General features: G+C 60.4%; 24 protein-coding genes. 14 read left to right on the top strand and 10 right to left on the bottom strand.

Features of this window, described 5'->3' with window-relative positions:
• Window positions 1-25: 25 nt before the first annotated feature.
• A complete protein-coding gene (locus AC13CE_RS03220) occupies window positions 26-607 on the bottom strand; it encodes a NifU family protein (protein WP_482971473.1) in 582 nt (193 codons plus the stop codon).
• 112 nt (window positions 608-719) lie between these two features.
• On the opposite strand from AC13CE_RS03220, the gene AC13CE_RS03215 reads away from it, so the two are divergent.
• The 10 genes from AC13CE_RS03215 to trxB all read left to right on the top strand — a co-directional run bounded on the left by AC13CE_RS03215 (window position 720) and on the right by trxB (window position 14,142).
• The gene (locus tag AC13CE_RS03215) at window positions 720-3,656 is read left to right on the top strand and encodes a M16 family metallopeptidase (protein WP_482971451.1); all 2,937 of its coding nucleotides are present in this window, start codon (window positions 720-722) and stop codon (window positions 3,654-3,656) included.
• Between the two features lie 107 nt (window positions 3,657-3,763).
• Window positions 3,764-5,137, top strand: a complete 1,374-nt coding sequence (locus AC13CE_RS03210) for a class II 3-deoxy-7-phosphoheptulonate synthase (RefSeq protein ID WP_482971472.1) — start codon at window positions 3,764-3,766, stop codon at window positions 5,135-5,137.
• Between the two features lie 195 nt (window positions 5,138-5,332).
• Window positions 5,333-6,583 (top strand): ergothioneine biosynthesis protein EgtB, encoded by a 1,251-nt coding sequence (gene egtB, locus AC13CE_RS03205; RefSeq protein WP_221540959.1) that lies wholly within the window; start codon window positions 5,333-5,335, stop codon window positions 6,581-6,583.
• Window positions 6,580-7,578: an L-histidine N(alpha)-methyltransferase gene (egtD, locus tag AC13CE_RS03200; RefSeq protein ID WP_482971450.1), complete on the top strand. Its 999-nt coding sequence runs from the start codon at window positions 6,580-6,582 to the stop codon at window positions 7,576-7,578. The genes egtB and egtD overlap by 4 nt, the downstream gene beginning before the upstream one ends.
• Window positions 7,579-7,630: 52 nt before the next feature.
• On the top strand, window positions 7,631-8,287 hold the full coding sequence (locus tag AC13CE_RS03195) for a retropepsin-like aspartic protease family protein (RefSeq protein ID WP_482971449.1): 657 nt from the start codon (window positions 7,631-7,633) through the stop codon (window positions 8,285-8,287).
• Between the two features lie 40 nt (window positions 8,288-8,327).
• The gene (gene otsB / locus AC13CE_RS03190; protein ID WP_482971448.1) at window positions 8,328-9,071 is read left to right on the top strand and encodes a trehalose-phosphatase; all 744 of its coding nucleotides are present in this window, start codon (window positions 8,328-8,330) and stop codon (window positions 9,069-9,071) included.
• Complete coding sequence (locus AC13CE_RS03185; RefSeq protein WP_482971447.1) at window positions 9,068-10,855, top strand: glycoside hydrolase family 15 protein; 1,788 nt, start codon at window positions 9,068-9,070, stop codon at window positions 10,853-10,855. The genes otsB and AC13CE_RS03185 overlap by 4 nt, the downstream gene beginning before the upstream one ends.
• On the top strand, window positions 10,852-12,249 hold the full coding sequence (gene otsA, locus AC13CE_RS03180; protein ID WP_482971446.1) for an alpha,alpha-trehalose-phosphate synthase (UDP-forming): 1,398 nt from the start codon (window positions 10,852-10,854) through the stop codon (window positions 12,247-12,249). Before AC13CE_RS03185 ends, otsA begins: the two co-directional genes overlap by 4 nt.
• A 63-nt stretch (window positions 12,250-12,312) precedes the next feature.
• Window positions 12,313-13,092, top strand: coding sequence for a tyrosine-protein phosphatase (locus AC13CE_RS03175; protein WP_482971445.1), 780 nt, complete (start codon window positions 12,313-12,315; stop codon window positions 13,090-13,092).
• A 66-nt stretch (window positions 13,093-13,158) separates the two neighbouring features.
• Window positions 13,159-14,142 (top strand): thioredoxin-disulfide reductase, encoded by a 984-nt coding sequence (gene trxB, locus AC13CE_RS03170; RefSeq protein ID WP_482971444.1) that lies wholly within the window; start codon window positions 13,159-13,161, stop codon window positions 14,140-14,142.
• 42 nt (window positions 14,143-14,184) lie between these two features.
• Here the strand turns inward: trxB and AC13CE_RS03165 are convergent, their stop codons facing one another.
• Genes AC13CE_RS03165 through AC13CE_RS03155 form a run of 3 tightly spaced genes read right to left on the bottom strand, consistent with a single transcriptional unit; the run spans window position 14,185 to window position 16,107 of the window.
• Entirely contained in the window at window positions 14,185-14,628 is a 444-nt protein-coding gene (locus AC13CE_RS03165) for an MAPEG family protein (protein ID WP_482971443.1), read from the bottom strand.
• A 14-nt stretch (window positions 14,629-14,642) separates the two neighbouring features.
• On the bottom strand, window positions 14,643-15,101 hold the full coding sequence (locus AC13CE_RS03160) for an MAPEG family protein (RefSeq protein WP_482971442.1): 459 nt from the start codon (window positions 15,099-15,101) through the stop codon (window positions 14,643-14,645).
• A gap of 52 nt (window positions 15,102-15,153) precedes the next feature.
• Window positions 15,154-16,107 carry a threonine ammonia-lyase gene (locus AC13CE_RS03155; RefSeq protein WP_482971441.1) on the bottom strand — a complete coding sequence of 318 codons (954 nt, stop codon included), beginning with the start codon at window positions 16,105-16,107 and terminating at the stop codon, window positions 15,154-15,156.
• 238 nt (window positions 16,108-16,345) lie between these two features.
• Here AC13CE_RS03155 and AC13CE_RS03150 point away from each other — a divergent pair, with 238 nt between their 5' ends.
• The 4 genes from AC13CE_RS03150 (at window position 16,346) to AC13CE_RS03135 (ending at window position 20,611) form a co-directional block, all read left to right on the top strand.
• Window positions 16,346-17,557, top strand: a complete 1,212-nt coding sequence (locus tag AC13CE_RS03150) for a saccharopine dehydrogenase family protein (protein ID WP_482971440.1) — start codon at window positions 16,346-16,348, stop codon at window positions 17,555-17,557.
• Window positions 17,558-17,586: 29 nt separating this feature from the next.
• Window positions 17,587-17,997: a GxxExxY protein gene (locus tag AC13CE_RS03145; RefSeq protein ID WP_221540941.1), complete on the top strand. Its 411-nt coding sequence runs from the start codon at window positions 17,587-17,589 to the stop codon at window positions 17,995-17,997.
• A 45-nt stretch (window positions 17,998-18,042) separates the two neighbouring features.
• On the top strand, window positions 18,043-19,221 hold the full coding sequence (locus AC13CE_RS03140; protein ID WP_482971439.1) for a carboxynorspermidine decarboxylase: 1,179 nt from the start codon (window positions 18,043-18,045) through the stop codon (window positions 19,219-19,221).
• A gap of 187 nt (window positions 19,222-19,408) precedes the next feature.
• Window positions 19,409-20,611 carry a type III PLP-dependent enzyme gene (locus AC13CE_RS03135; RefSeq protein ID WP_482971438.1) on the top strand — a complete coding sequence of 401 codons (1,203 nt, stop codon included), beginning with the start codon at window positions 19,409-19,411 and terminating at the stop codon, window positions 20,609-20,611.
• A 143-nt stretch (window positions 20,612-20,754) separates the two neighbouring features.
• Here the strand turns inward: AC13CE_RS03135 and AC13CE_RS03130 are convergent, their stop codons facing one another.
• From AC13CE_RS03130 to hemA, 6 genes are all read right to left on the bottom strand, one after another.
• A complete protein-coding gene (locus tag AC13CE_RS03130; protein ID WP_221540938.1) occupies window positions 20,755-21,135 on the bottom strand; it encodes a hypothetical protein in 381 nt (126 codons plus the stop codon).
• A gap of 258 nt (window positions 21,136-21,393) precedes the next feature.
• A complete protein-coding gene (locus AC13CE_RS03125; RefSeq protein WP_221540937.1) occupies window positions 21,394-22,167 on the bottom strand; it encodes a hypothetical protein in 774 nt (257 codons plus the stop codon).
• Window positions 22,164-22,856, bottom strand: coding sequence for a nitroreductase (locus tag AC13CE_RS03120; protein WP_221540936.1), 693 nt, complete (start codon window positions 22,854-22,856; stop codon window positions 22,164-22,166). The genes AC13CE_RS03125 and AC13CE_RS03120 overlap by 4 nt, the downstream gene beginning before the upstream one ends.
• Window positions 22,857-22,913: 57 nt before the next feature.
• Window positions 22,914-24,068, bottom strand: coding sequence for a cell wall hydrolase (locus AC13CE_RS03115; protein WP_345719471.1), 1,155 nt, complete (start codon window positions 24,066-24,068; stop codon window positions 22,914-22,916).
• Window positions 24,069-24,164: 96 nt separating this feature from the next.
• Complete coding sequence (locus AC13CE_RS03110; protein ID WP_221540934.1) at window positions 24,165-24,443, bottom strand: YdeI/OmpD-associated family protein; 279 nt, start codon at window positions 24,441-24,443, stop codon at window positions 24,165-24,167.
• Window positions 24,444-24,454: 11 nt separating this feature from the next.
• The gene (hemA, locus tag AC13CE_RS03105) at window positions 24,455-25,675 is read right to left on the bottom strand and encodes a 5-aminolevulinate synthase (protein WP_221540933.1); all 1,221 of its coding nucleotides are present in this window, start codon (window positions 25,673-25,675) and stop codon (window positions 24,455-24,457) included.
• Window positions 25,676-25,703: the final 28 nt, after the last annotated feature.

Raw genomic sequence — 25,703 nt, 5'->3', positions numbered from 1 at the left:
TCCTTGATATCGGTTCGCGAAAAAGTCAGGCTGCGCGGACTTCAACGACCTCCGGCACGTAATGTTTCAGCAAGCCTTCGATACCGTGCTTCAGCGTGGCGGTGGAAGAGGGACAACCGGAACACGCGCCTTGCATCTGCAGATAAACCACGCCGTCCTTGAAACCGCGATACTGGATGTCGCCACCGTCGCCCGCCACTGCCGGGCGAACCCGCGTCTCCAGAAGCTCGTTGATCTGGGCGACGATATCGGCATCGGCCTCGTTCTCTTCGACGAACAGGGCGTCGTCCTCGGCGGGTACCGAGATCCCTCCCGCAGTTCCAGGTACGAAGAGCGGGGCTTCGGATATGAAATGGTCGAGAAGGATAGATAGGACCTGCGGTTTCAGATCGGACCAGTTGGCGCCTGGCGCCGCCGTTACCGAAATGAAATCGCCCCCGAAGAAGACGTTGACGACTTCGCCCGTGTCGAAAATGGCTTGTGCCAGGGGACTGGCCTCAGCTGCTTCGGGTGTGGCGAATTCGCGCGTTCCCTGGCCCATGACCGGGCGGCCGGGCAGGAACTTCAAGCTGGCTGGATTGGGCGTGGTTTCGGTTTCGATGAACATGGGTGTGATGTAGGAGTGCGGGGAGGACGGAACAAGCCATTCTTCTTCCGCCAACCAAAGCATTTCCTTCATTCACTGGCGCTTCAGAACCCCCGTCACTATATGTCGCGCTATGTTTGATCCCATGCGCGCCGTGCGGCGTCTCGCGTTCGTTTTTCCTGTTCTTCTGCTGGTTCCGCAGACACTTCCCGCTCAGGACTCACCGCGCCCCGAATCCCTTCAGGCCGAAAACGAGGTCCCCTGGATTTACGAGAACAGCGATGTTCCGCAGGATGAGGAGTGGCTCTTCGGCGAACTGGACAATGGCGTTCGCTACGGTGTGCGCGAGAACGGTGTCCCTCCCGGCCAGGTCTCGATCCGAGTACGGATCGATGCCGGCTCGCTTTATGAAGAGGACGACGAGCTGGGTTATGCCCATTTGCTGGAGCACTTGTTATTCCGCGAAAGCAAGTATCTCGGGCGTGCCGAAGCGATTCCGACCTGGCAGCGTCTCGGCGCGACTTTCGGCAGCGATACCAATGCCGAAACCAGCCCGACGCATACGGTTTACAAGCTCGATCTGCCGGATGTGGATGCGCAGAAGCTCGATGAGAGCATGAAGCTCATTTCAGGCATGATACGCGAGCCTGTTCTTTCCGATGCCAACGTTCGAGCCGAGGTGCCGATCGTACTTGCCGAGAAACGCGAACGCGGGGGTGTCGGCGAGCGGGTCAATGAACGGACCTTGCAAACGCTTTTTGCCGGCCAGCGGCTGGCGGAACGCATCACCATCGGCACCGAAGACAGCCTGAACGCAGCCAATGGAAAATCTGTCAGCGAGTTCTACAACCGGTGGTATCGGCCGGAGAAGACCGTGATTTCGGTCGTCGGCGATCTCGATCCATTGCTGTTCGCATCGATGATCGAAAAACATTTCTCCGATTGGAAGGTGACAGGCCCTTCGGGGCAGGCACCGGATTTCGGCGATCCGGCGGTTCCCGCAGACGCGGATCCGGCCAATCCCGTCGGTGAAGTTGCAGTAATTGTCGAGCCGACAATGCCGCGTGCCTTCACTTTCGGCTATTTCCGGCCGTGGCGGCAGGTCGACGATACGATTGTCTACAACGAAGGACGCCTGAGAGAGCAATTGGCGCTTGCGCTTATCAACCGGCGTCTGGAAGCGCGCGCGCGCGCTGGCGGCAGCTATCTCTATGCTCAGGCGAGCGAGTCCAAGATCAGTCGCTCGACCCATGCGACGCTCGTCCAGTTTGCCCCCTTGACCGAGGACTGGGAGGCCGGACTGGCCGATGTCCGCGCGGTTATTGCCGATGCGCTGGCCAATCCTCCCACCCAGGAGGAGATGGAACGTGAACTTGCCGAGATGGAAGTCGGCTATGCAAACATGGTCGAACAGCGCTCGGTGCTTGCCGGATCGAATTATGCCAACGATCTAGTAAACGCGGTCGATATCCGCGAAGCCATCGCCGCGCCGGAAACTTTCCTGATGGTCTTCAATTCGATGAAGGCCAAAACGACCCCGCAGAACGTGCTTGAACAAACCCGCAAGCTTTTCGACGGCAGTGTCATCCGGGCAGTCTATGTAACGCCCGAAGCTCTCGATACGGGCGAAACAGCGGTCAAGTCTGCGCTTCTCGAACCTGTGGTTGCAGCAGACAATGCGCGCCTTGCTGCGCAGAGCATAAGCTTCGACGATCTTCCGCCGATCGGAACTCCGGGCGAGGTCGTGGCGCGCGTGCCACATGGTATCGGTGATGTCGAACGGATCGAGTTCGCCAATGGCGTAAAGGCTCTGTTGATGGCGAACAGTCATGAGCCTGGTCGTGTGGCGGTGAAAGTGCGGTTCGGTGCGGGGCTGCGTGCCTTCGATCCCGAAGATGCACCCTATATCGATCTTGGTCAGGTGGCGTTGATCCAGTCGGGGCTGGGCGAGCTCGGACAGGAAGAACTCGACCGCATCTCGACCGGGCGAAAGATGGGCTTTGATTTCGGTATCGAAGAAGGCACGTTCACCTTTGGCGCCCAGACGCGGCGCCAGGATCTTGCCGACCAGCTTTATCTCTTCGCTGCGAAGCTAGGTATGCCGCGCTGGGACCCCAACCCGGTTATCCGGGCAAAGGCTGCCGGGCGGCTGGCCTACGAGAGCTATGCTTCCAGTCCCGGCGGCGTCCTGAATCGTGACCTCGAATATTATATCTATGACGAGAATCCGATCTTCCGCACGGCTTCGCCCGAGGAACTCGAAGCCACCACGGTCGAAGGCTTCCGTCAAGTGTGGGAGCCGATCCTGTCTCAAGGTCCGGTGGAAGTGCTGATTTTCGGCGACTTCGACCGCGAGGAGGCGATCGAAACGCTTTCGCGCACCTTTGGCGCTTTGCCAGATCGCAAGCCTATCCCTCCTGCCATGCTCGACCGTGCGATCGAGATTGCCCCGGCGGGGGAAACGGTGGTGCGCTATCACAAGGGCGAAGCGAACCAGGCAGCGGCAGTTATCTCTTGGCCGACGGGTGGCGGCATGGGCGAAATTCGCAAATCGCGCCAACTTTCTATCCTGACCGAAGTGTTCAGCAATCGGCTTCTCGATGCCATGCGAGAAAAGGCGGGGGCGAGCTATTCACCTTCGGTTCGACTGGATTGGCCAACCGATGTCGATAGCGGCGGGTCGATCACCGGTTTCGCCCAGCTACAGCCCAAGGACGTGCCGGTTTTCTTTGCCGAAGCCGACCGGATCGCACGTGAACTGACCGAAACGCCGCCGTCTGCCGACGAATTGGCGCGCGCCACCGAGCCGCTGCGCAACTATTACGAGCGGATATCGAGCGGGAATTATTTCTATTTGCTCGAACTCGAAGGCTCGACGCAGGACCCGCGGCGGATGCAGGCGCTAAGAGGTCTGATTAACGATTACTCGCAGACCACGCCAGAAGCCATGCTGGCGCTGGCGCGCGAATATTTCGGCGGAACTGCCGGCTGGCGTATGGCTGTGATACCCGAGGGTCAGCAACTCGCCACCCCGTCTGCCAGAGCCGGTTCGGCGCAAAGCGGTCGCTGAGGCGATCAGCGCAATCGCTCTTTTGCGCTGGCCAAGTTTATGCTGCTTGCGCGAAAAGGGCGTGTCGGCTTGGGTTTTGGCCTTAATTGATTGCAACTGGAATAATGATGGCACGCGAATGGGCACCCGATAGCTGGCAGACTTTCGAAGCGAAGCACCTGCCACGCTATGAAAGCGCCGAAGCTCTGGACGAGGCGACACAGGCGCTCTCCAGCCATCCACCGCTTGTCTTTGCGGGTGAAGCGCGTGCGCTCAAGGCGGACCTTGCTGAAGTAGCGCAAGGCAACGGATTTCTGTTGCAGGGCGGCGATTGTGCGGAAAGCTTCGCCGAATTCCATCCGAACAACATCCGGGACACTTTTCGTGTGCTGTTGCAGATGGCGGTCGTAATGACCTTCGCCAGCAAGAAGCCGGTGGTTAAGGTCGGCCGTATGGCGGGCCAATTCGCCAAGCCGCGCAGCTCTGATACTGAAACGCAGGGCGATGTGACCCTACCCAGCTACTTCGGCGACAATGTCAACGGCATCGAATTCGACGCTGAGACCCGTACCAACGATCCCCAGCGCATGGTCCGCGCCTATTTCCAGGCTTCGGCCACGCTCAACCTCCTGCGCGCGTTCGCTGGCGGTGGCTACGCAAACCTGCGGCAGGTCCACCAGTGGACGCTGGACTTCATGGGGCGTAGCCCCTGGGCAGACAAGTTCTCCGACGTCGCCGACCGGATCGGGGAATCCCTCGACTTCATGGAAGCTTGCGGGATCGACCCTGCAACCGTGCCCCAGTTGCAGGGCACCAGCTTCTACACCAGCCACGAGGCACTGCTCCTGCCCTACGAACAGGCGCTGACCCGCCGCGACAGCCTCACCGGCGACTGGTACGATACCAGCGCACATATGGTCTGGATTGGGGACCGTACGCGTTTCGAGGGCAGTGCACATGTCGAGTTTGCGCGCGGAATAGGCAATCCGCTGGGTATGAAGTGCGGACCGAGCCTGGAGACCGACACCATGCTGCGGTTGCTGGATACGCTCAACCCAGCACGCGAACCAGGTCGCATCACGCTGATCAGTCGCTTCGGACATGACAAGGTCGCAGATGGCCTGCCGCGCCTTGTCCGTGCGGTGAAGGCGGAAGGTCATCCGGTCGTGTGGAGCTGCGATCCGATGCATGGCAATGTCGTCAAATCGGAGAGTGGTTACAAGACCCGCCCATTCGACCGCATCCTGACCGAAGTGAAGGACTTTTTCGCCGTGCATCGTGCCGAAGGCACGCACCCGGGCGGCATCCATGTCGAGATGACCGGGCAGGATGTGACGGAATGCGTAGGCGGAGCTGTTGCCATTACGGACGAAGCGCTCAAAGATCGTTATCACACGCATTGCGATCCGCGTCTTAATGCTGCGCAATCGCTGGAATTGGCATTCCTGATCGCGGAAACGCTCAATGCCGAACACGCGCTGAAGCAGGCGGACGCAGCCTAGCGCAGCGCGCAACCGCCGGAACCTCTTGGCCTTTCGACCGTCTGGTTCGAAAGCTCGCTCGATCTCGGAATTGGCTTGACCAAGCACCGGACCCATGGTGGGCAACGTTGAATAGCGGCCTTTAAACCGATACTTAAATACGCCATGGTGCTCGCCGGTTGTCGCTGCCGGCAACTGCAAGAGGAGAGCAGGGCTATGCCCGGCGTTCAGGCCAGACAATCCGCGGCCACAGGGGATCTTGCAGAACGATACGCCAGGGTGCGCTCCCTGAGCGAGGCTCTGGTCGGACCCCTTTCCGAAACCGATGCCACTTTGCAGTCGATGGAGGATGCGTCCCCCGCCAAATGGCATTTGGCGCATGTGACCTGGTTCTGGGAAACCTTCCTCTTGCGCGACCACGAGGACGGCTATTCGCTTTATGACGAAGATTGGCCTTTCGTCTTCAATTCCTATTACGAAGCGGAAGGTAAGCGGATCGCGCGCTTTTCCCGGGGGATGCTCTCGCGACCCACATTGGAAAACATCCTTGCCTGGCGCGCCCATGTCGATGACGCCATGCAGCCCTTGCTTGAGCGCGAAGAATTGCGCCCACTTGTCGAACTCGGTTTTGCGCATGAGCAGCAGCATCAGGAACTACTGCTAACCGATATCAAGCACGCCCTCTTCCAGAACCCGCTTGGCCCCGCCATGTGGGACACACAGGTTCCTTCGGCGCGAAAACAGGCGGATGATTGGTATGAGCATCCCGGCGGCATTGCCCGGATCGGACACCAGTCGGATGGTTTCGCTTTCGACAACGAAGGCCTCGCACACCGTGTCCTGCTCGAACCTTTCGCCCTGTCATCGCGCCTCGTCACGAACGGGGAATGGTCCGAATTCATCGCGGATGGTGGCTATGATGAGGCGACTCTATGGCTGTCCGATGGCTGGGCCTGGGTCCAGGAAAACGGGGTTCGCGCGCCTTTGTATTGGCGTGAGCAACAGCATTTCACGCATAGCGGCTGGCAGGAGCGCGATCCTGACGCGCCGGTCACTCACATTTCCTATTACGAAGCAGATGCGTTCGCGACCTGGGCGGGCAAGCGTCTGCCGACGGAATTCGAGTGGGAAGCGATCGCCCGTGGTCAGGAGGGCGAACTGGCGGCACATGATCCGGCAAGCGGCAACCAGTTGGACGATGCGTCCCCGCCTCTCCCGATCGGCTCCGATAGCCTGTTTGGCGATTGCTGGCAGTTCACGCGTTCCGGCTATCTACCCTATCCCCGCTTCCAGCCAGCAGAAGGCGCGGTGGGTGAGTACAACGGTAAGTTCATGAGTGGGCAGTTCGTTCTGAAGGGCGCCAGCTGCGCCACCGCGCGGGGGCACTCGCGCGCCAGCTATCGCAACTTTTTCTATCCCCACCAGCGCTGGCAATACACGGGGCTGAGATTGGCAAAGGATTTATGAGTACCGAACAGGGAATAGCGCTCGTCGATCGCGATGAGGATGGTGTGGATCGTGCCTTTCGCGAAGATGTGCTTGCAGGCTTGCACCAGCGCCAGAAGGCCATTCCCGCGCGTTGGCTCTATGACGATGCCGGTTCGCAGCTTTTCGAAGATATTACCGAACTCGAGGAATATTACCCAACCCGCGCGGAAACCGAGATTCTCGAAGCTCGCGGTCAGCAATTCGCCGAGCTGATCGGCAAGGGCAGGGCAGTGGTCGAGTTCGGTTCGGGTAGTTCGGTGAAGACCCCGCTCCTGTTGCGCGCCATAGAGCCCGCCGCCTATGTCCCGCTCGATATTTCGGGCGATTTCCTGCGGATGTCGGCAGCCGCATTGGCGGAGAAGTTTCCCGCACTGAATGTCTATCCGGTCGAAGCGGATTTCATGCGCCAGGTGGAATTGCCGAGCGAGGTTTTCGGCGCGAAAAAACTGGGGTTTTTTCCCGGATCGACCATCGGAAACATGGTGGCCCGAACGGCGGTGGACATGCTGCGCTCGATGCGCGCGACACTCGGGGCCGGACGGGACGAAATGCCACTGCTGCTCATCGGGATGGATCTCGTGAAGGACCGGCAGGTACTCGAAGCCGCCTACGATGATGCGCGGGGGGTAACTGGCGAGTTCAATCTCAATCTTGCTCGCCGGATCAACCGCGAACTCGGCGGAAACATTCCTGTCGATGCGCTACGACATCTGGCCCGATGGAACGACGATTTTGCGCGTATCGAGATGCATCTGCAGGCAGTGCGCGATATCGCTTTCACGGTCGCAGGCGAGAGCTTTGCAATGAGCGAGGGCGAGACGATCCATACGGAAAACAGCCACAAATTCACGCGTCGAAGCGCGAACACGCTGTTGCTGGCGGGTGGCTGGGCTCCCAAAAAGCGTTGGACCGACGAGCAGGGCCGCTTTTCGCTAATTCTCGCCGAAGCAACGGAAAAGCGGGACGCCCCCTGATTTTTCGGGCCCATTCATCGACGCGATCAGTTCCGTTCCCTATATCCGCGTGATGGACCCGCAAAGCGCCTTCGACGCCATCGCAGAAGTCATCCGTGCAATTCCGCGATCCGGCCTGCTGGCCGGGACGATAGCCGCCCTTTTTCTCGGCTGGATTGGCGCTCTGATGCTGCGCAACAAGATTGCCGGGGGGCGGCTGGTTCGCTCCGTCAGTACTATTGCACTGGTGGGTATCCTCGCCACCGTATTCCTTCAACTTGCTCGCTTTGATCCGCGGCTTGACGCCGTGACCGAGATCGGCATGCCGGAACAGCGCATAGTCGGCGAAGAGACCCTCGTGCCCATGGCGGCAGACGGGCATTATTGGGTTGTGGCCGAAGTGAACGGCGTACCTACGCGGTTCCTGATCGATACCGGGGCCACGCTGACGGCCTTGTCCGGAGAAGCGGCGGCGCGTGCCGGTCTCGAACCTCGCACGGGCGGCTTGCCGGTCATGCTTAGCACCGCCAACGGAACGGTCACCGCCGAACTCACCACTCTCGGCCACCTGAGCTTCGGGAACATTGCTGCGGAAGGACTGGACGCAGTGATCGCACCCAATCTGGGCAATACCAATGTGCTGGGTATGAATTTCCTTTCACGTCTGGAGGGTTGGCGCGTCGAGAACGGCGACCTGATCCTCGATCCGGGAGCTATTGCCGATAGCTGATCGTTTGACCTCGGCGGCAAGGTCGCTAAGGCCCCTTTTGATGGCTAGCAGCACTCCGCTCCCATCCCCGCCGCCCTTTGCCGAGCTGCTTGCAGCCGGGTCCGTGGCGCTGTTTCTCGATTTTGACGGCACGCTGGTGGACATCGCGCACGAACCTGGCGCCATCGACGTGCCCGATACGCTTGCTGATTCTCTTCACTCGCTGCGAGACCGGCTCGAGGGACGCCTGGCTTTGATAACCGGTAGGGCGCTCGACGATCTGGCCTCGCATTTGGGCGATATAACTCTATGCCGGGCAGGGTCGCATGGTGCTTCGAGGCTATTGCCCGACGGTTCGAGGCTCGGTGATGAGCCAGCGGCCCTCTCCGAGGAATGCGTGAGGGAGCTTCGTGCCTATGCAGAACTGCATGAACTCTTCTACGAGACGAAGTTGCATGGAGGAGCGCTACATTATCGTGGGAGCCCCACCAAAGCCGAAGCGACCTTATCGTTTGCGCGTGAAGTTGCCGAGCGTCACGAACTCTGCGTTACCAGCGGTAAGGGTGTTGCTGAACTCGTCCGACCGGGCGCTGACAAGGGCGGTGCCGTGCGCGCTTTCATGGCGGAGCGTCCTTTTGCCGGATCGGTCCCGATCTTCATTGGCGACGACACGACCGATGAAGACGGAATGACTGCTGCAATCGAATTCTCGGGTTTCGGTATTGCCGTCGGGGAACGGGATAGCGAGGCTGCTCGCTATCACCTCGAAGATGTCGCTGCAGTGCACAAATGGCTGGATCTATGACCGAACCTAACCTCGAACTTTCTCCTATCGGCAATTGCCAGGTCAGCGCCCTGGTCGACGAATCGGCAGGTTTTGTGTGGGGCTGCGTCCCCCGCGTGGACGGTGACCCGGTGTTCTGTTCGTTACTGAACGGCGACCGGCAGGACGAGGGCGTATGGCGGTTCGAACTGGAAGGACAGGTTTCCGCCACGCAGCACTATGTCCGCAACACACCGATCCTCGTCACCCGTCTCGAAGCGGAAGATGGCAGCGCGCTCGATATTTACGACTTCGCCCCGCGTTTCGAACGATCGGGGCGCATGTATCGGCCCGTGGCATTCATCAGGATCGCACGACCGGTGTCGGGCGCTCCCCGCCTACGTGTTCGCCTCAAGCCGATGCGCAACTATGGGGAAGAACTGAGCAAGACTACGAGCGGAACCAACCATATCCGTTACCTGCTCGGCGATCAGACGATGCGCCTTACCACCGATGCGCCTGTCGGCTATATTCTTGAAGATTGCAGCTACCGTGTCGAAAGCGACCAGCACTTCTTCCTCGGTCCGGACGAGCCTTTCGTGGGCAACATCCGCAACGAAGTTCGCACGATGGAAGCGAATACGAGGAAGTATTGGCAGCACTGGGTGCGCGGTCTTCACATTCCGTTGGAATGGCAGGAGGAAGTCATTCGCGCCGCCATTGCACTGAAACTGTGCCAGCACGAAGAAACCGGCGCGATCGTGGCTGCGCTGACCACCTCCATACCGGAAGCGCCCGGCAGCCAGAGGAATTGGGATTATCGATTCTGCTGGATTCGCGACAGCTACTACACGGTGCAGGCCCTGAACCGGCTGGGCGCGCTGGATGTGCTGGAAAAATACCTCGCTTACCTTCGCAATATTATCGATCAGGCGCGTGGGGGACAAATTCAGCCGCTATATTCGGTGATCGGCCTTGCCGAATTGCACGAATTCGAGGCCGAAAATCTTGCGGGCTATCGCGGCAACGGCCCGGTACGTATCGGCAATGCAGCTTATACGCAGGTTCAGTACGATTGCTACGGCCAGATCGTGATGCCGACGGCGCAAGCATTCTTCGACACGCGGCTCCTGCGGATGGCGGACGAACGGGATTTCACTCATCTGGAGGAAGTAGGCGAGGCGGCGTGGGCCAAGCACGACAAGCCCGATGCCGGCCTCTGGGAATTTCGCACGCGGCAAGAGGTCCATACCTATTCGGCAGTCATGTGCTGGGCCGCCTGCGACCGTCTGTCCAATGTGGCGGCACGGCTGGGCAAGGCCGATCGAGCCACCTTCTGGAATGAACGCGCGGAGACAATCCGTGCCACCATCGATGCCCGGGCTTGGAGCGAAGAGGACGGACACTACGTTGCAAGCTTCGAGAGCAATTATCTCGACGCCAGCCTGCTCCAGATGGTCGAACTGCGTTATCTGAAACCCGATGATGAGCGGTTTCTCGCCACATTCGAGGCTGTGGAACGCGAATTGCGGCGCGGGGATCACATGCTGCGATATGCTGCCGAAGATGATTTCGGGGCACCCGAAACAGCATTCAACGTCTGCACCTTTTGGCTGATCGAAGCATTGCACCTGACCGGCAGGAGCGAAGAAGCGCGTAATATGTTCGAAGCCATGCTGGGACATACGACGCGTTCTGGAATGCTAAGCGAAGACCTGGATTACACGACGGGCGAGCTTTGGGGGAACTTCCCGCAGACCTATTCGCTGGTAGGTATTATCAACTCAGCCGGTCATCTTTCGAAAAGCTGGAGCGAAGTGCGATGAGCGCCGACGCCCGCCTTGTAGTAATTTCCAATCGTGTTGCCGTACCGAAGGCGCGTGGAGCAGCGGGGGCGCAAGGTGGGCTTGCCGGCGCACTGCATTCCGCGCTTAAGAACCGCCAGGGTTTGTGGTTCGGCTGGTCGGGCAAACAAAGCGAAAGCGGTCGAACAGGGAATATCTCAACGCAGACCAGCGACGATGTCACCACGGCCACCATCGATCTGTCCGAAAGGGATATCGAGGAATATTACAACGGCTATGCCAACTCGACGCTATGGCCACTGTTCCACTACCGGCTCGATCTCGCCAAATTCGAACGCGAGACGGGGAAGGGCTACGAGCGCGTCAATGAACGTTTTGCAGAACTTGTCACCCCGTTGATCGAACCCGACGATGTCGTGTGGGTGCACGATTATCACCTTGTTCCCCTTGGAGAGCGCCTGCGTTCCCGTGGATGCAAGAACCGCATCGGTTTTTTCCTGCACATCCCTTGGCCCGCGACCCGGCTATTCGTCTCGCTGCCCTATCACGAGCGGTTGGTACGCACGATGCTGCATTACGACCTCGTCGGTTTTCAAACACAGGAATGGCTCGATAGCTTCCTGCATTACTGCCGTGAGGAACTTGGTGCCGATGTGGACGAAGAGAGCGGGTCCGTCACGCTGGATGGGCGAACCACGATTGCGCGGGCCTATCCTATCGGGATCGACTGGGAACATTTCAGCAAACTCGGCGAGAAGGGGGAGGCCCGGCAAGCCCAGCAGCGCCTGATGAGCTCGACCCGGAGGCGCACCGCCATGATCGGTGTCGACCGCCTGGATTATTCAAAGGGACTGCCCGAGCGCCTCGACGGGATTTCGCGGTTCTTCGACAAGCATCCCGAACGGGTGCGCGACCTTGTTTTCGTGCAGATCGCCCCTCCGAGCAGGGAAGATGTCGAAAGCTATCAGAAGATCCGCGCCACGCTCGAGCAGAAGACTGGCCAGATCAATGGCGCGCGCAGCGAAGTTGATGTCGTACCCGTGCGCTACGTCAATCGCGGCTATAGCCACGAGGAATTGTTCGGGTTCTTCCGGGCAGCGAAAATCGGGCTCGTCACGCCTCTCCGTGACGGGATGAACCTCGTCGCCAAGGAGTACATTGCCGCACAGGACCCCGAAGATCCGGGAGTGTTGATCCTGTCGCAATTCGCTGGAGCGGCAGCGCAATTGCAGGACGCGGTGATGGTCAATCCGCACAGCCCCGACGATCTTGCCCATGCAATCGGGGTTGCTCTCGATATGCCGCTGGAAGAGCGCAAGGAGCGTTACCAGAAGCTGATAGGGACGGTGCGGGACGACAATGTCCAGAACTGGACCGAGACATTCCTCCGCGACCTCGACGACGTTCCCCACTGATCTCGTTCTCCGTAATGATTTTGTAGCTGGCCGCTCGCGCGCGTGGCTGCCACGGTCCTGCCTATGATTCGCAAACCTTTCCTCGACACCGAAGGCATTCACAATTTCCGCGATTACGGCGGCTGGACGACTCCGGGTGGGAGAAAAGTGAAGACCGGACTGTTGTGGCGTTCGGGGCAGCATATCGGCGCCAGCGACGCCGACTTGCTTGCCGTGAAGGCACTGGACATCAGAACCGTCATCGACCTGCGCGGTATTTCGGAGCGTGAACGCAATCCTTGCCGGCGACCGGATGGCTTCGATGGCGAAGTTTTCTTCTATGATGGTGAAACCAGTTCCAGTCCGCCGCATATGGACGTCGACGAGAGCACCACGACCGAGGAATTCGCCCGCCAACGAATGATCGGTGTCTATACCCGTATGCCGCGCAATAAAGCGATGGTCTCGATGTTCGCCCGCTACTTCCACCTGTTGGCGGAGCGGGACGGGGCCAGCCTTGTTCACTGCTTCGCGGGCAAGGACCGCACTGGCGTCGCCGCTATGCTGATGCTCCACGTTCTCGGGGTTGGCAGAGACGACCAGATGGCGGAGTTCTTACGTACCAATGACGCGCCGACGCTCGAAGTGCTCGCTTCCCAGTCGGTACCGGGGATCGAGCAAAGACTTGGTCGCAAGCTGGACGAGGGCGCGATCCGGGCGCTGCTGGAGGTGAATGAGGACTATCTTCACACCTTCTGGCGGGAGGTCGAGGACGAGCATGGTTCGCTCGATGGCTTTGTCCAAGGCGCCTTAGGTGTGGACGAGTTGTTGAAGGACCGGCTTCGCGAACGCTTCGTGGCGTGACTCCGGCAAAGGCAATCCCCATATAGCCGCCTCACACAATTCCCATACGATCACGAGACAAGAGATATGGCTACCCATCGCACCAAGATGCTGATCATCGGCTCCGGCCCGGCGGGTTATTCCGCTGCCATCTATGCCGCGCGCGCGATGATGGAGCCGATCGTAGTGCAGGGCCTCCAGCCCGGCGGCCAATTGACCATCACCACCGATGTCGAGAACTATCCGGGCTTCGCCGACGTCATCCAGGGCCCCTGGCTGATGGAGCAGATGCAGAAACAGGCCGAACATGTCGGCACGCGGATGATGTGGGACACCATAGTCGATGTCGATATCGCCGGCGGCTCGCCTTTCAGGGCGATAGGTGACAGCGGGGACGAGTACATTGCCGATGTGCTGGTGATCGCCACCGGCGCGCAGGCCAAGTGGCTGGGCGTGCCGGGTGAAATGGAGCTGGGCGGGAAGGGCGTTTCGGCCTGCGCAACCTGCGACGGTTTCTTCTATCGCGGCAAGAAGGTCGCGGTGATCGGCGGCGGCAACACTGCGGTTGAAGAGGCGCTCTACCTTACCAACCATTCGGACGATGTGACGCTGATCCACCGCCGCGACGAATTGCGCGCGGAGAAGATCCTTCAGGAACGCCTGCTCAACCATCCGAAGATTTCGGTCATCTGGAACAAGACGGTGGAGAGCTTCGAGGCCGGCCCGAACGGCGCGCTGCATCATCTCAACCTGCGGGATACAGTGACCGGCGAAGACAGCACTTTCGAAGCCGACGGGGCCTTCGTGGCTATCGGTCACGCGCCCGCGACCGAACTGTTCAAGGGCAAGTTGCCGATGGACGATGGCGGCTATCTCCTCACCGAGGCGGGTTCGCCCAAGACAGACGTTCCGGGCGTGTTCGCTGCTGGAGATGTGACCGACCATGTGTACCGTCAGGCGGTCACCGCCGCTGGCATGGGCTGTATGGCCGCGCTCGATGCCGAGCGTTTCCTCGCCAATCTCGAAGTCGATGCGGACGGGCATGCCCATGCCGCCGAGGCTGCCGAGTAAACTCCTGCTGAAGGGCTCGCCCGCTGGCGAGCCCTTGCCAGCTCACATGTGAATGTCGAACGCCCAGATTGCGGCGTGGAAGATCAGCGCGATCAGCACGAGGCTCGACACCGCGAACAGCACGAAGCGCACCATCACCTTGTTGGCGGTGACCTGCACGACCGAGTGTATGACGCGCAGGCCGACGTAGATCCACGCCAGCAGCGCGTTCATCCCTTCGCCCCATCCTACCATCGCCAGCAGCAGGCAGACTGCGTAGAACAGGGTCGGCTGCTCGTGCAAATGATTGTAATTATGCGCTTTCCACTGAACCTGATCGGGCAGCGCATCGTCCAGCCCCTTGGTCCTTCGAGCATCGTCGGGCTTGATGTTCGCCTTGCTCATCGCGGGGATACGCGTGGCGTACATCCAGAGCCACATGACCATGGTCCATGCCATGAGGACCACAACAGGTTGCAAGATGGCGGATTCGGTAATCACATTCATTCGTCAGGCTCCCATCATATCGGGGCGAGGGCAGGGTCGAAAAACAGCGTGGCCATCACCGCGCGAATGGCGAGAATAGTGAGTGCCAGGCTCGATAGCGCGAAGAACAGGAACCGTACCTTCACGACGTTGACGGTGGCCTGGTAGACCGAGTGAATGATGCGCAGGACCACGTAGATCCAAGCCAGCAGCACGTCCCACGATCCGGCTCCCATGATCGCAAGGATGACAACCGTCGGATAGAAGATCGTCGGCTGTTCCATCAGATGGGCGTAATTATGCGCCTTCCAGTTGATCCTGTCATCGATCACACCTTCGAGATCCTGGCCCCGGCCGCCCGGCTTGGCTTCGCGCAGACCGCCGCCGCTGCCGAGCTTCTTCATCGCGGGCAGGCGTGTGAAAGCCATCCAGAAAAGCATGACGATAGACCACAGCACCAGTACTGCGGCAGGTGCGAGCATTTGAGCCTGCATCGTGAATTCCCTCCCTGTTACTTGACTGAACTGCTTCGAGATCGACGCAAAGTCAAACGGCTGCCAGCGTTGCGGCAAAGCTTTCCGCATCAGTGTTTCCGCCAGTCAGCATGATGACGGTATCTTCGTCCAGCGTAACCTTGCCAAACAATGCTGCGGCGAGGGCTGCTGCGCCACCCGGCTCCGCGACGAGGTTGAGCCGCGAAAAGGCGAAACGCTGGGCTTCGCGCACTTCCTCATCGGTGACGGTCACACCGGGTTCGGCGCGGCCATGCAAGACCTGCAGATTGATCGGCTTGGTCGCATCGGGCTGAAGCGCGTCGCAGATGGTAGCTGGCGGCTTATCGCCCACCCGCACGATTTCTCCTGCGGCAAGGGCCTGGCCGACCATATCCCACCCCTCGGGTTCGACAATATGGATCGCGCTTTCCGGGCAGGCGATGGCGAGCCCTGCCGCAAGGCCGCCACCGCCGCAGCACACGACGATGCGAGAGGGCGTACGGCCCAGCTGCGTTTCGATTTCGACACCCGCGCTGCCCTGTCCCTCGATCACCCAAGGATCGCCGAAAGCATGAACCAGTGTAGCCCCGCGCGCCTCGACTTCGCGTGCGGCCACTTCGTCACGGTCCTCGCCGGGGCGGTCATAAAGCACGACTTCCGCCCCAAGTGCGCGGGTTGCCTCCAGTTTCACCTTCGGCGCATTGCGCGGCATCACTATGACAACGTGGATTCCCAGTCGTCGCGCTGCCCACGCAACGCCCTGCGCATGATTGCCCGAAGATACGGCGACCACGCCGCGCGACCTCTCTTCCTCATTCAAGTTCGAAAGCCGCCACCAGCCTCCGCGGATTTTGAACGCGCCTACTGGCTGGAGGCTTTCCGCCTTTACGTGACAGCGCACTCCGGCAATCTCGACCGGAAGCAGGGGGCTGGGCGGGAGGATCTCGGCGATCGATCTCGCCGCGGCGAGCACACCGTCGCGATTCGGTACACGGAGACCGCTCATCGGTTCGTCGCTCCCAGGCAACACATGGACCGCCTGTTACACAGTCTAAGGCGAAAAAAGTTCACGGGTTCAGAGCCCTGTTTCGAATGCAGGGGAGAGGTGGGAAGGGCGATGGTCATGGCGTGCGCTATGCCTGATCCGGGCCCGTTAGGAAATGCGGCGAGCGGATCGTTTGGCGTGGCCTGCGCATTTCGCTAGGGGGCGCTAGATTCGCATTTTCAGGAAAGAGGTTTCATCCATGTCGACAGTTCTGGTCATCGGTGCGGGCGGCGTCAGCTCGGTCTGCGTTCACAAGATGGCGATGAACAAGGATATCTTCACCGATATCCATCTCGCCAGCCGCACCAAGTCCAAGTGCGATACGATCGCCGCAAGCGTGAAGGACCGCACCGGCGTCGACGTGGAGACTTACGAGATCGACGCGGAAGAAGTCCCGGCAATGGTGAACCTGATCAAAAAGGTGCAGCCCAGCCTCGTAGTGAACCTGGCGCTTCCCTATCAGGACCTGCCCATCATGGATGCCTGCCTCGAAGCGGGCGTGGATTACCTCGACACGGCGAATTACGAACCGAAGGACGAGGCCAAGTTCGAATACCACTGGCAGTGGGCTTATCACGACCGGTTCAAGGAAGCCGGACTGATGGCGCTGCTGGGTTCAGGCTTCGATCCGGGCGTGACCAGTGTCTTCACCATGTGGCTGAAGAAGCACAAGCTGAAGAGCATCCGCCTGCTCGACATTCTCGACTGCAACGGCGGCGATCACGGGCAGGCCTTCGCCACCAACTTCAATCCGGAAATCAACATCCGCGAAGTGACTGCGCCCGCGCGTCACTGGGAAAACGGCGAGTTCGTCGAAACCCCGGCAATGGGCAAGAAGGTCGAGTTCGACTTCGAAGCCGTCGGGCCCAAGAACATGTACATGATGTATCACGAAGAGCTGGAAAGCCTCGCCAAGTTCAACCCGGAGATGGAGCGTGCGCGCTTCTGGATGACCTTCGGCGATGAATACATCAAGCACCTGACCGTGCTGCAGAACGTCGGCATGACGCGGATCGATCCGGTAAGGTATCAGGGCAAGGACATCATCCCGCTGCAGTTCCTCGCCGCCGTACTGCCCAAGCCCGAAACGCTGGGCGAAACGACCAAGGGCAACACCAATATCGGCGTAATCGCCACAGGTGAGGCGCTCGACGGATCGGGCGAGAAGACCTTCTACATCAATAATATCTGCAGCCATGAGGCGGCCTACGAGGAAACCGGCAATCAGGCAGTCTCCTACACCACCGGTGTGCCTGCGATGATCGGTTCGGCGATGATGGTCACTGGCAAGTGGGAAGGTGACGGCGTGTTCAACATGGAGGAATTTGATCCCGATCCCTTCATGGACATGCTGAACCAGCATGGCCTGTCTTGGCAGGTGAAGGAACTGGATGGTCCGGTCGCATTTTAATGGGGTCCGGTTCACGCGAAGACGCGAAGATGTTGCGCCCTGACGAGATCGAGCGCACTGCCCGGATCGCCGTCGATTGCGGCTTTCATATTCATGACGATCTCGGACCGGGGCTGCTTGAAAGCGCCTATGAGGCACTAATGGCTGAAGCGCTGCAGCAAGCAGGGCTTGAGGTTCGGCGGCAGGTGTCGGTCCCCTTGCGTTATAAGGGCGTTGTCGTAGACAACGCGTTCAAGATCGATCTTCTGGTGGAAAACCGACTCATTCTCGAACTCAAGTCGGTCGAAAAATTAATGCCCGTTCACGGCAAGCAGGTCCTTACCTATTTGCGACTGACGCATTTGCCACTCGGCTTATTGATGAATTTCGGACAGCCGATGTTCAAGGACGGCCTCAAACGCATCGTCAACAAACATCGCGGTAGCCGTTTCGGAGACTGACCTCTTCGCGTCTTCGCGTGAAATTTATAGGAGCAAGGTCGAACTGTGGAAACTAGAGCCGGCGATCCGGGCGCCTTTGCCCATTTCGATCTCACTCGCGTCGATAGCCCCGCCTTCGTGGTGGATGCGGCGAAACTGCGCGCCAATTGCCAGGTGCTGGCCGAAATCCGGGACGAGGCGGACATCAAGGTGCTGTCCGCACTCAAGGCCTTTTCCATGTGGAGCGCGGCGCCGATCATCGGTGAATACCTTGACGGCGTATGCACATCGGGCCTGTGGGAAGCGCGGCTGGCGAGCGAGTACTACGATGGCGAGATTGCCACCTATTCCGCCGCCTACAAGCCCGAGGAACTGGAAGAGGTCTGCCGCCTGTCGGACCATGTCATCTTCAATTCGCCCGGCCAGATGCAGCGTGCCGCGCTGATCCTCGAGAATGCGCGAGCGAGTGGGCAGGATTTCGATACGGGCCTGCGCATCAATCCGCAGGTGCCGACCGGCGAGGTGCCGCGTTACGATCCGTCCAGTCCCGGCAGCCGTCTCGGCTTTCCGATCGACCAGCTGACGCCCGAGATCATGGAGCATGTCGAGGGCATTCATTTCCACAATCTGTGCGAGCAGGACCTCGAGCCGCTGCTGAGGACATGGGACCGCGTATTCGACGCGATCGAACCGTGGTTCGGCCAACTCAAATGGATCAACATGGGCGGCGGCCATCACATCACCCGAGCCGATTACCAGCGCGAGGAGCTGATCGAATTCCTGCGCGATGCGAAGGAAGATACGGGCGCGGAGATCTATCTGGAACCGGGCGAGGCGGTTGCGCTGGATGCAGGCATCCTGGTCGGTACGATTCTCGATACCGGCTTCAATGGAGTGCCCGTCGCAGTCGCGGATATATCCGCCACTTGCCACATGCCCGACGTGATCGAGGCGCCCTATCGCCCGGCAATGCTGGGAGAAGCCAGCGAGCGCGAAATCCCGGAAGTGCGCATCGGCGGCCCTTCCTGCCTCGCCGGCGATGTGATCGGCGATTACCGAATTCCCGGCGGCGCAGAGATTGGCAAACGCTTCGCTTTCCTCGACCAGGCGCATTATTCGATGGTGAAGACCAACACCTTCAACGGTGTGCAATTGCCGAGCATATGGATGTGGGACAGCGAAACCGACCAGCTCGAGCTGGTGAAGGAATTCGGCTACGAGACCTTCCGCGACCGGTTGAGTTAGGTGCGTCCCGCCGCAACTCAGGCTCTGTGCGACCCGCGCAAACTTGCGGATATCGAGTCACATATTCACTTGCGTTTCATGACCGACAATTTATATGCGCCGCTCCCGCTGCCCCAAGGGGACTTCCTAACCGCAAGGCAGCTTGTCGTTTCATGGTCCGCCAGGACCGTTTAGGGGGTCCCTTGAGTTGCAGCATTTTCCTGACGCCCGGTCCGTAGTTCGCGCGCTCGCGCCCGACGAACCTATTATCCTCAACCGTCCGCATGCCGCGGCGCGCGCAGCCCGTTTCTTCGTGGAGAAGTTTCCGGGCAAGTCGCTCTATGCGGTGAAGGCCAATCCCTCGCCGGAGCTCGTGCAGATCCTCTGGGATAACGGCGTGACGCATTACGACGTCGCTTCGATCGCCGAAGTGCGCATGGTGCGTTCGGTGCTGCCCGAGGCGACGCTGTGTTTCATGCATCCGGTCAAATCGCCCGGCGCGATCCGCGAGGCCTATTTCCAGCATGGCGTGAAGACCTTCAGCCTCGATTCGAGCGAGGAGCTGGCGAAGATAGTCGACGCCACCCGCGCAGAGGACGGCAGCGAGGCAACCGACCTGCGCCTCTGCGTGCGCCTGCGCGTATCGTCGGAACACGCGGCGTTGAGCCTTGCCAGCAAGTTCGGCTGCGACCTTACCGAGGGGCCGTCGCTGCTGCAGGAAACCCGCCAGTATGCGGACTGGCTCGGCGTGTGTTTCCACGTCGGCAGCCAGGCGATGAGCCCGTTCGCTTATGTGCAGGCTCTGGACCGTACCCGTGCGGCCATTGCCGAGGCATCGGTGGTCATCGACATGATCGACGTGGGCGGGGGCTTCCCCAGCGTCTATCCGGGCATGGAGCCGCCGCCGCTGGAAGATTACTTCAAGATTATCCACCAGCACTTCTACGCGCTGCCGATCGCCTATAACGCCGAGCTGTGGTGTGAACCGGGCCGTGCGCTGTGCGCCGAGTACAGTAGCCTCGTGGTAAAGGTGGAGAAGCGCCGCGGCGAGGAGCTCTATATCAATGACGGCGCCTATGGCGCGCTGTTCGATGCGGCGCATGTGGACTGGAAATTCCCCGTTCGCGCGCTGGAAGACGATCTGATCAAGCCGGAAATGGACTTCGCCTTCTACGGCCCAACCTGCGACGATGCCGATTACATGCCCGGCCCCTTCGCGCTGCCTGAAGATATCCAAGCGGGTGATTATGTCGAAATCGGCATGCTCGGCGCTTACGGTGCGGCGATGAAAACCGATTTCAACGGCTTTGGCGCTGCGGAACGGATCATCGTGACGGACGAGCCGATGGCGAGCCTTTACGATGGCAGCCGCATGCGCCCGGCAGCGGACAATGTGGTGAGCCTGCGCTGAGCCCCGGCTCACCAGCACTTCCTATCCGATATTGAAACGAAAGCGGCCCGCACATTTCTGCGCGGGCCGCTAGCCGGTGAGAGGTCCGGCCGGGACGCCTGTTGGGGAGGGGGAGAGAGGCGTCCCTATTGGTTGCCGGTAGCTCAGTTGGTTTCCGGCTTATCGTCACCTTCTTCGCTATCTTCCTTCTTGTGCGCCGAATGATCCATCCTGGTATGGTCGACCGTGGTGGTGGTCTTGCCATCCGCGTCCGTGGTCCGGTCGATTGTCGTGCTATTGCCGGATGGCGTTTCGACCGACTGCATGGAATCGATCTCGGTCTCGACCTCTCCCATATCCGTTGTGGCGGTGGTGGTGGTCGTTTCGCGTGTGACTACCGCGCCTTCGCCATTGGCCGCGGGCGTGGCCGTGGTGGTTTCCGTCTCGATGCTGGTTTCCGCCGGGGGTGTTTCCTGCGCCGCCGCAGATACGCCGTGTAGTGCCATGAAAGAGCCGCTGGCGACCAAGAGAATGTTCTTCTTCATTTCTACTCTCCGCTTGCTGCCGGGAGGGGGATTTCCGGGCAATGGGGAGGGTCGCCTCGCGTTCCGCGCATGAATTTTGAATTAATGCAAAATGCGCTCGTCGCATGGAGAAAACCGCTGGCGGTCGGGCCGTTACCGGGCGGCTGCGAGCGGAAAAATTATTTCGGTCGTGTGCAGTCCAGGCTCACGCCAAAGCTGCTGCCTATTGGCGAGGCCAAGCGACTCGTAAGGCCCGTATGCGAACCCTGCTGATCGACCTCAGCTGTGCCGGGTGCGATGCTTTTCGAGCACCGGAGCTACCCGTCCCAGCGCTTCGCCGATCAGATCGGGGAGTTTCTTCCGATCAAGCGGAAGTACCGCATTGTGTGCGGCAGCGATGCGGCGGGCTTCGGCCCATTCGATCCCCAGGTTGATCGCCCACTCGCGAAATTCGTCCGCCGCTCCGCTTCGCGGATGCAATGCCTTGGCAAGCGTGGGGTGGAACCCGAAGCGCCTGGTGAAGGGAAGCAGCGAAAGCGGAAAGCCCTTGCGCAGATAGACGAAGGTATCGTCGACATGGATCGTCCCGCTCGCCCGGTGAAAGGCAAGGATGGAGGAGAAATGCACGCTGTCGTCTTCGCAAACCAGCGGCACTCCGGCGGGCACGGAAAAATCGAAATCTGCCGAATATTTCTGCGCAAGTTCGTCCTGCTCGCAGCGGGTGTCGGACCACGGCAGGTCGGGAAGAACTTCATGGTGCCGGGCAGTACCGTAGAGAACCGCGTTCGGGAAAGCCTCATGCATCCATTCGCAGTGGACCGTGTGAAAGGGGTGCAGGTTGAGGATCGCCTCGACCTTGGCCCCGCCATCGGTCAGCGCGTCGACCTGCGCACGGATTTCGTCATCGAGAGGATAGCTGTCGAGAAAGACGAAATTCCCGGATGCGAGCCGGACGAGCGCACATTGCGTACCGATATCGAACAGCCCGCCGATGCGGAAACTTCCGCGTACGGACCAGAAGCCATCGCCGAAATCGATCAGTCTATCGCTCATTCAAACCCCACGAATCGCACTGCCTCGTCGACATTCTTGCGCTTGCTGACAACGGCATTGGCAGGAAAGCTCTCGTCCGGCCAGCCCATGGCGACGGCTTTCATGATTACCTGGTCGTCGGAGATCCCGGCATGTTCGCGGACGACGGGGCTTTGCATGATGCCCTGGCTGTTGATCACACAGCCAAGCCCGCGGGACCAGGCGGCGTTGACGAGCGAGGTCGTGACCGCTCCGCAATCGAATGCAGTATCATCGCTCCCGGAAAGTTCGCGGTCATATGTGACGATCACGCAGACCGGTGCATCGAACTGCCGGAAGCCGCGCAGCACCCAGTCCTGACGGGCCTCCTTGTCGTCACGCGCAATTCCCATCGCTTCGAAGAGCTGTTTGGCGACACCGATCTGCCGTTCGCGGTGCACGCCGGCAAAGGGCTCGCCCCGGCGAAATTCGCGGCTGTCCGGCTCGCCTGCAAGTATCCGTTCGGTATTGCCTTTGCGGATACGGTCTAGCGGCTCGCCGGTGATGACGTGGAAATGCCAGGGCTGCGTATTCATGGAAGTGGGCGAGCGCATGGCGAGCGCAAGAACTTCCTCGATCAATTCGCGCGGGACGGGTTTGTCCAGATAGCCGCGAATGCTGCGGCGGCTTCGCACGATTTCGTCATAGGGTTGGTCAGGGCTGCCGCTCATAGTCTCTCCTCGATTTGAGGGAGGGATTAGCGCAGCCGGTTACCCCGGTAAAATCCGTTACGGCCTCGCGTTCGGCAGGCAGGTGCCGCTGCCGGGCGCAGTGAACATACGGCAATCGAAGAACACTGCTTCGCTTCCACCGGCGCCCCCTGCCATGAAGCTGAATCGCAGCGTGCGCCGGGCCTCCTCTGCCAGCGGGAGCCTGGATGGAATGTTGGCGGCATCGGTCCATCCCTGCACCCGGCAATACCCTTCGCCCGAACAAAGCTGGCGCGCGCGAGCGACAAGTTCGGACGGGGCATCGGTGGGCGAGATCAGCACGAAATGGACGCCCGCTCCCGGCGAAGGCGAAGCTTCTGCATCAGCGTCAGCCGCAGGCGTTTCCGCTACCTGTTCCTGCATGATGCTGCGCACTGCGGTGCCGCTTTCGAGCAGGGTGGGGAGAGGATTGGCTGCGGCCACCGCCTCGGCGGTCGCGCGCAGTGCCATCGGGTCTGGCTCGCCGCCGCTATACCGGGCGGAAAGCGCGCGCGCCGTCCCCCAGAACCCGCGCCAGCGGAAGAAGATGTGCGAGCCGACCTGGGCCACCTTGTCGAGCTCGTCGCTCCACCAGGGATACACATAGTCTGCGTGGAAATGGGTGCTGTTGCCGACCGGCGGATAGGTCGCACCGCCAAGCATTTCTTCCGCCCGGCGGCGCGATGCCTCCCACAGCTTGTCGCTATATCTGCGTGCAAGGGAGCCATCGCACGTGAAGCTGAACTGGCAACCGGTCGGGCGCTGCGATCCTTCGAAGACTACGCCGCATACCGAATTGGAAAAGGCCGGGTGGCGCACACGGTTGAGGATGACCTGCATGACCGCGCGCTGGTTGCCGTCGCCGCCACCGGCCTCCGCCATGCCGGCCAGCGCAAGGCAGTCGCGCGCGCGGAGCCTGTCTGCGGAGGAGCCATGAAAGGCGAAGGGGCGCGGATTGCCGGGTCCGACGGCAGCGAATTCTATCACCGCGTTGCGGGCCCGGGCCTCGTCCGGGGAAAGCCGGGAGAGAATGACGGTATCGTCCGCGGCGGCCGGAAGATCGTCGGTGGCCGGCAAAGTCTCATCCGTTGAGGCTTCGGCGAGACGCGAGTCAGTTATTTGAGATGCCGCCGTGTCCTTCGGTCCCCCGATTGCAGCCAGAGATATGAACACGGCGAGAAGGATGGCACTCACACCATAGAGAGGTCCGTTATTGCTGGAGAGGAAGGACGGCTGCAGTCGCATCGGACGTATTTAGGAAGCCGACAGGCACAAAACAGATGCCCTGCCTCAGGCATCTACCCACTTGCGGGCGGATTCGCGCCTGTGCGGACATCCCGGCCAGCAACAGGGGCGCTTTTTACCGTCGAGGACTTCTTCGTGGAGCCGAACGCGTCGTTTCTCGCGGGTGGCCTCCTGCTTGGCCGAGATTGCCCAGCAAATCCATTCGTTGCGGGCCAGCGGCGTCAGGGCCTGCCACTTTTCGGAAAGCGCCTGGTCCGATTCGAGCAGGGCCTTGATTTCATGCGGTGTGTCATGGCGAAAATCAGGATCGGCTGCCTTTGCCATCTCTTCCGCGCCTATGCCGCCCGGGCGAGTTCCAGTTCCATCCGATCCCAGATTTCGACCAGCGCGGCGACCAGTTCGTCCATCATGGTTTCGGTATGGGAAGGCCCGGGGGTGAAACGCAGGCGTTCGGTGCCGCGCGGCACGGTGGGGAAATTGATCGGCTGCACGTAGACGCCGTATTCGGCGAGCAGAATATCGCTGATCTTCTTGGCGCGGACCGGATCGCCCACCATCAGCGGGACGATGTGCGTGACCGAATTCATGACCGGCAAGCCGGCATCACGCATCTTGCCTTTCAGCAATGCGGCCGCCGCCTGCTGCGCGTCCCGTTCTTCGGAAGAACTCTTGAGGTGCTTCACCGCGGCGAGCACGCCCGCGACCAGCACGGGGCTGAGCGAAGTGGTGAAAATGAAGCCGGGCGCATAGCTGCGGATGCAGTCGATCACGCGCGTATCGGCTGCGATGTAACCGCCCATCACGCCGAACGCCTTGCCCAGCGTGCCTTCGATGATGTCGATCCGGTGCGCCGCTTCGTCACGTTCCGAAATGCCGCCCCCGCGCTTGCCGTACATGCCGACGGCATGGACTTCGTCGACATAGGTCAGCGCATTGTATTTTTCCGCGAGGTCGCAGATCGCGTGGATCGGGGCGACGTCGCCATCCATCGAATAGACGCTCTCGAACGCGATCAGCTTGGGCGTGTCGGCATCCTCGGCCTCGAGCAGCTGTTCGAGATGCTCGAGATCGTTGTGACGGAAGACGCGCTTCTCGCAGCCCGAATTGCGGATACCGGCGATCATGCTGGCGTGGTTCAATTCGTCCGAAAAGATCACGCAGCCGGGCAGCAGCTTCGCTAGAGTCGAGAGCGTTGCATCGTTCGAGACATAGCCGCTGGTGAACAGCAGCGCGCCGTCCTTCCCGTGAAGGTCGGCCAGTTCGCGTTCCAGCTCGACATGGAAGTGGGTGTTGCCGCCGATATTACGCGTGCCGCCTGAACCCGCGCCCACATCGTGCAGGGCGGCTTCCATCGCCTCGATAACCTTGGGATGCTGGCCCATGGCGAGATAGTCGTTGGAACACCAGACGGTGATCGGCTTCGGGCCATTATGGCCGTGGAAGCAGCGCGCATTGGGATAGGCACCCTTGTTGCGCATGATGTCGATGAACACGCGGTAGCGGCCCTCCGCATGGAGCCGTCCGATCGCTTCGTCGAAAATCTGGTCGTAGTTCACGCGGGATTACCCGTCACAGCGCCGCCCG

The organism is Qipengyuania sp. B-5, assembly GCF_056857815.1.
This window is presented reverse-complemented; position numbering and strand designations above follow the sequence as displayed.

Bases quoted from the DNA above. Each gene is read 5' to 3' on its own strand.
- AC13CE_RS03165 (WP_482971443.1), bottom strand. From the start codon at position 14,628: ATGAATGTGATTACCGAATCCGCCATCTTGCAACCTGTTGTGGTCCTC.
- AC13CE_RS03155 (WP_482971441.1), bottom strand. From the start codon at position 16,107: ATGAGCGGTCTCCGTGTACCGAATCGCGACGGTGTGCTCGCCGCGGCG.
- AC13CE_RS03210 (WP_482971472.1), top strand. From the start codon at position 3,764: ATGGCACGCGAATGGGCACCCGATAGCTGGCAGACTTTCGAAGCGAAG.
- AC13CE_RS03125 (WP_221540937.1), bottom strand. From the start codon at position 22,167: ATGAGCGATAGACTGATCGATTTCGGCGATGGCTTCTGGTCCGTACGC.
- AC13CE_RS03220 (WP_482971473.1), bottom strand. From the start codon at position 607: ATGTTCATCGAAACCGAAACCACGCCCAATCCAGCCAGCTTGAAGTTC.
- AC13CE_RS03215 (WP_482971451.1), top strand. From the start codon at position 720: ATGTTTGATCCCATGCGCGCCGTGCGGCGTCTCGCGTTCGTTTTTCCT.
- AC13CE_RS03185 (WP_482971447.1), top strand. From the start codon at position 9,068: ATGACCGAACCTAACCTCGAACTTTCTCCTATCGGCAATTGCCAGGTC.
- AC13CE_RS03130 (WP_221540938.1), bottom strand. From the start codon at position 21,135: ATGAAGAAGAACATTCTCTTGGTCGCCAGCGGCTCTTTCATGGCACTA.
- AC13CE_RS03195 (WP_482971449.1), top strand. From the start codon at position 7,631: ATGGACCCGCAAAGCGCCTTCGACGCCATCGCAGAAGTCATCCGTGCA.
- otsA (WP_482971446.1), top strand. From the start codon at position 10,852: ATGAGCGCCGACGCCCGCCTTGTAGTAATTTCCAATCGTGTTGCCGTA.
- AC13CE_RS03175 (WP_482971445.1), top strand. From the start codon at position 12,313: ATGATTCGCAAACCTTTCCTCGACACCGAAGGCATTCACAATTTCCGC.
- AC13CE_RS03150 (WP_482971440.1), top strand. From the start codon at position 16,346: ATGTCGACAGTTCTGGTCATCGGTGCGGGCGGCGTCAGCTCGGTCTGC.
- AC13CE_RS03120 (WP_221540936.1), bottom strand. From the start codon at position 22,856: ATGAGCGGCAGCCCTGACCAACCCTATGACGAAATCGTGCGAAGCCGC.
- AC13CE_RS03145 (WP_221540941.1), top strand. From the start codon at position 17,587: ATGTTGCGCCCTGACGAGATCGAGCGCACTGCCCGGATCGCCGTCGAT.
- AC13CE_RS03110 (WP_221540934.1), bottom strand. From the start codon at position 24,443: ATGGCAAAGGCAGCCGATCCTGATTTTCGCCATGACACACCGCATGAA.
- egtB (WP_221540959.1), top strand. From the start codon at position 5,333: ATGCCCGGCGTTCAGGCCAGACAATCCGCGGCCACAGGGGATCTTGCA.
- otsB (WP_482971448.1), top strand. From the start codon at position 8,328: ATGGCTAGCAGCACTCCGCTCCCATCCCCGCCGCCCTTTGCCGAGCTG.
- egtD (WP_482971450.1), top strand. From the start codon at position 6,580: ATGAGTACCGAACAGGGAATAGCGCTCGTCGATCGCGATGAGGATGGT.
- AC13CE_RS03160 (WP_482971442.1), bottom strand. From the start codon at position 15,101: ATGCAGGCTCAAATGCTCGCACCTGCCGCAGTACTGGTGCTGTGGTCT.
- trxB (WP_482971444.1), top strand. From the start codon at position 13,159: ATGGCTACCCATCGCACCAAGATGCTGATCATCGGCTCCGGCCCGGCG.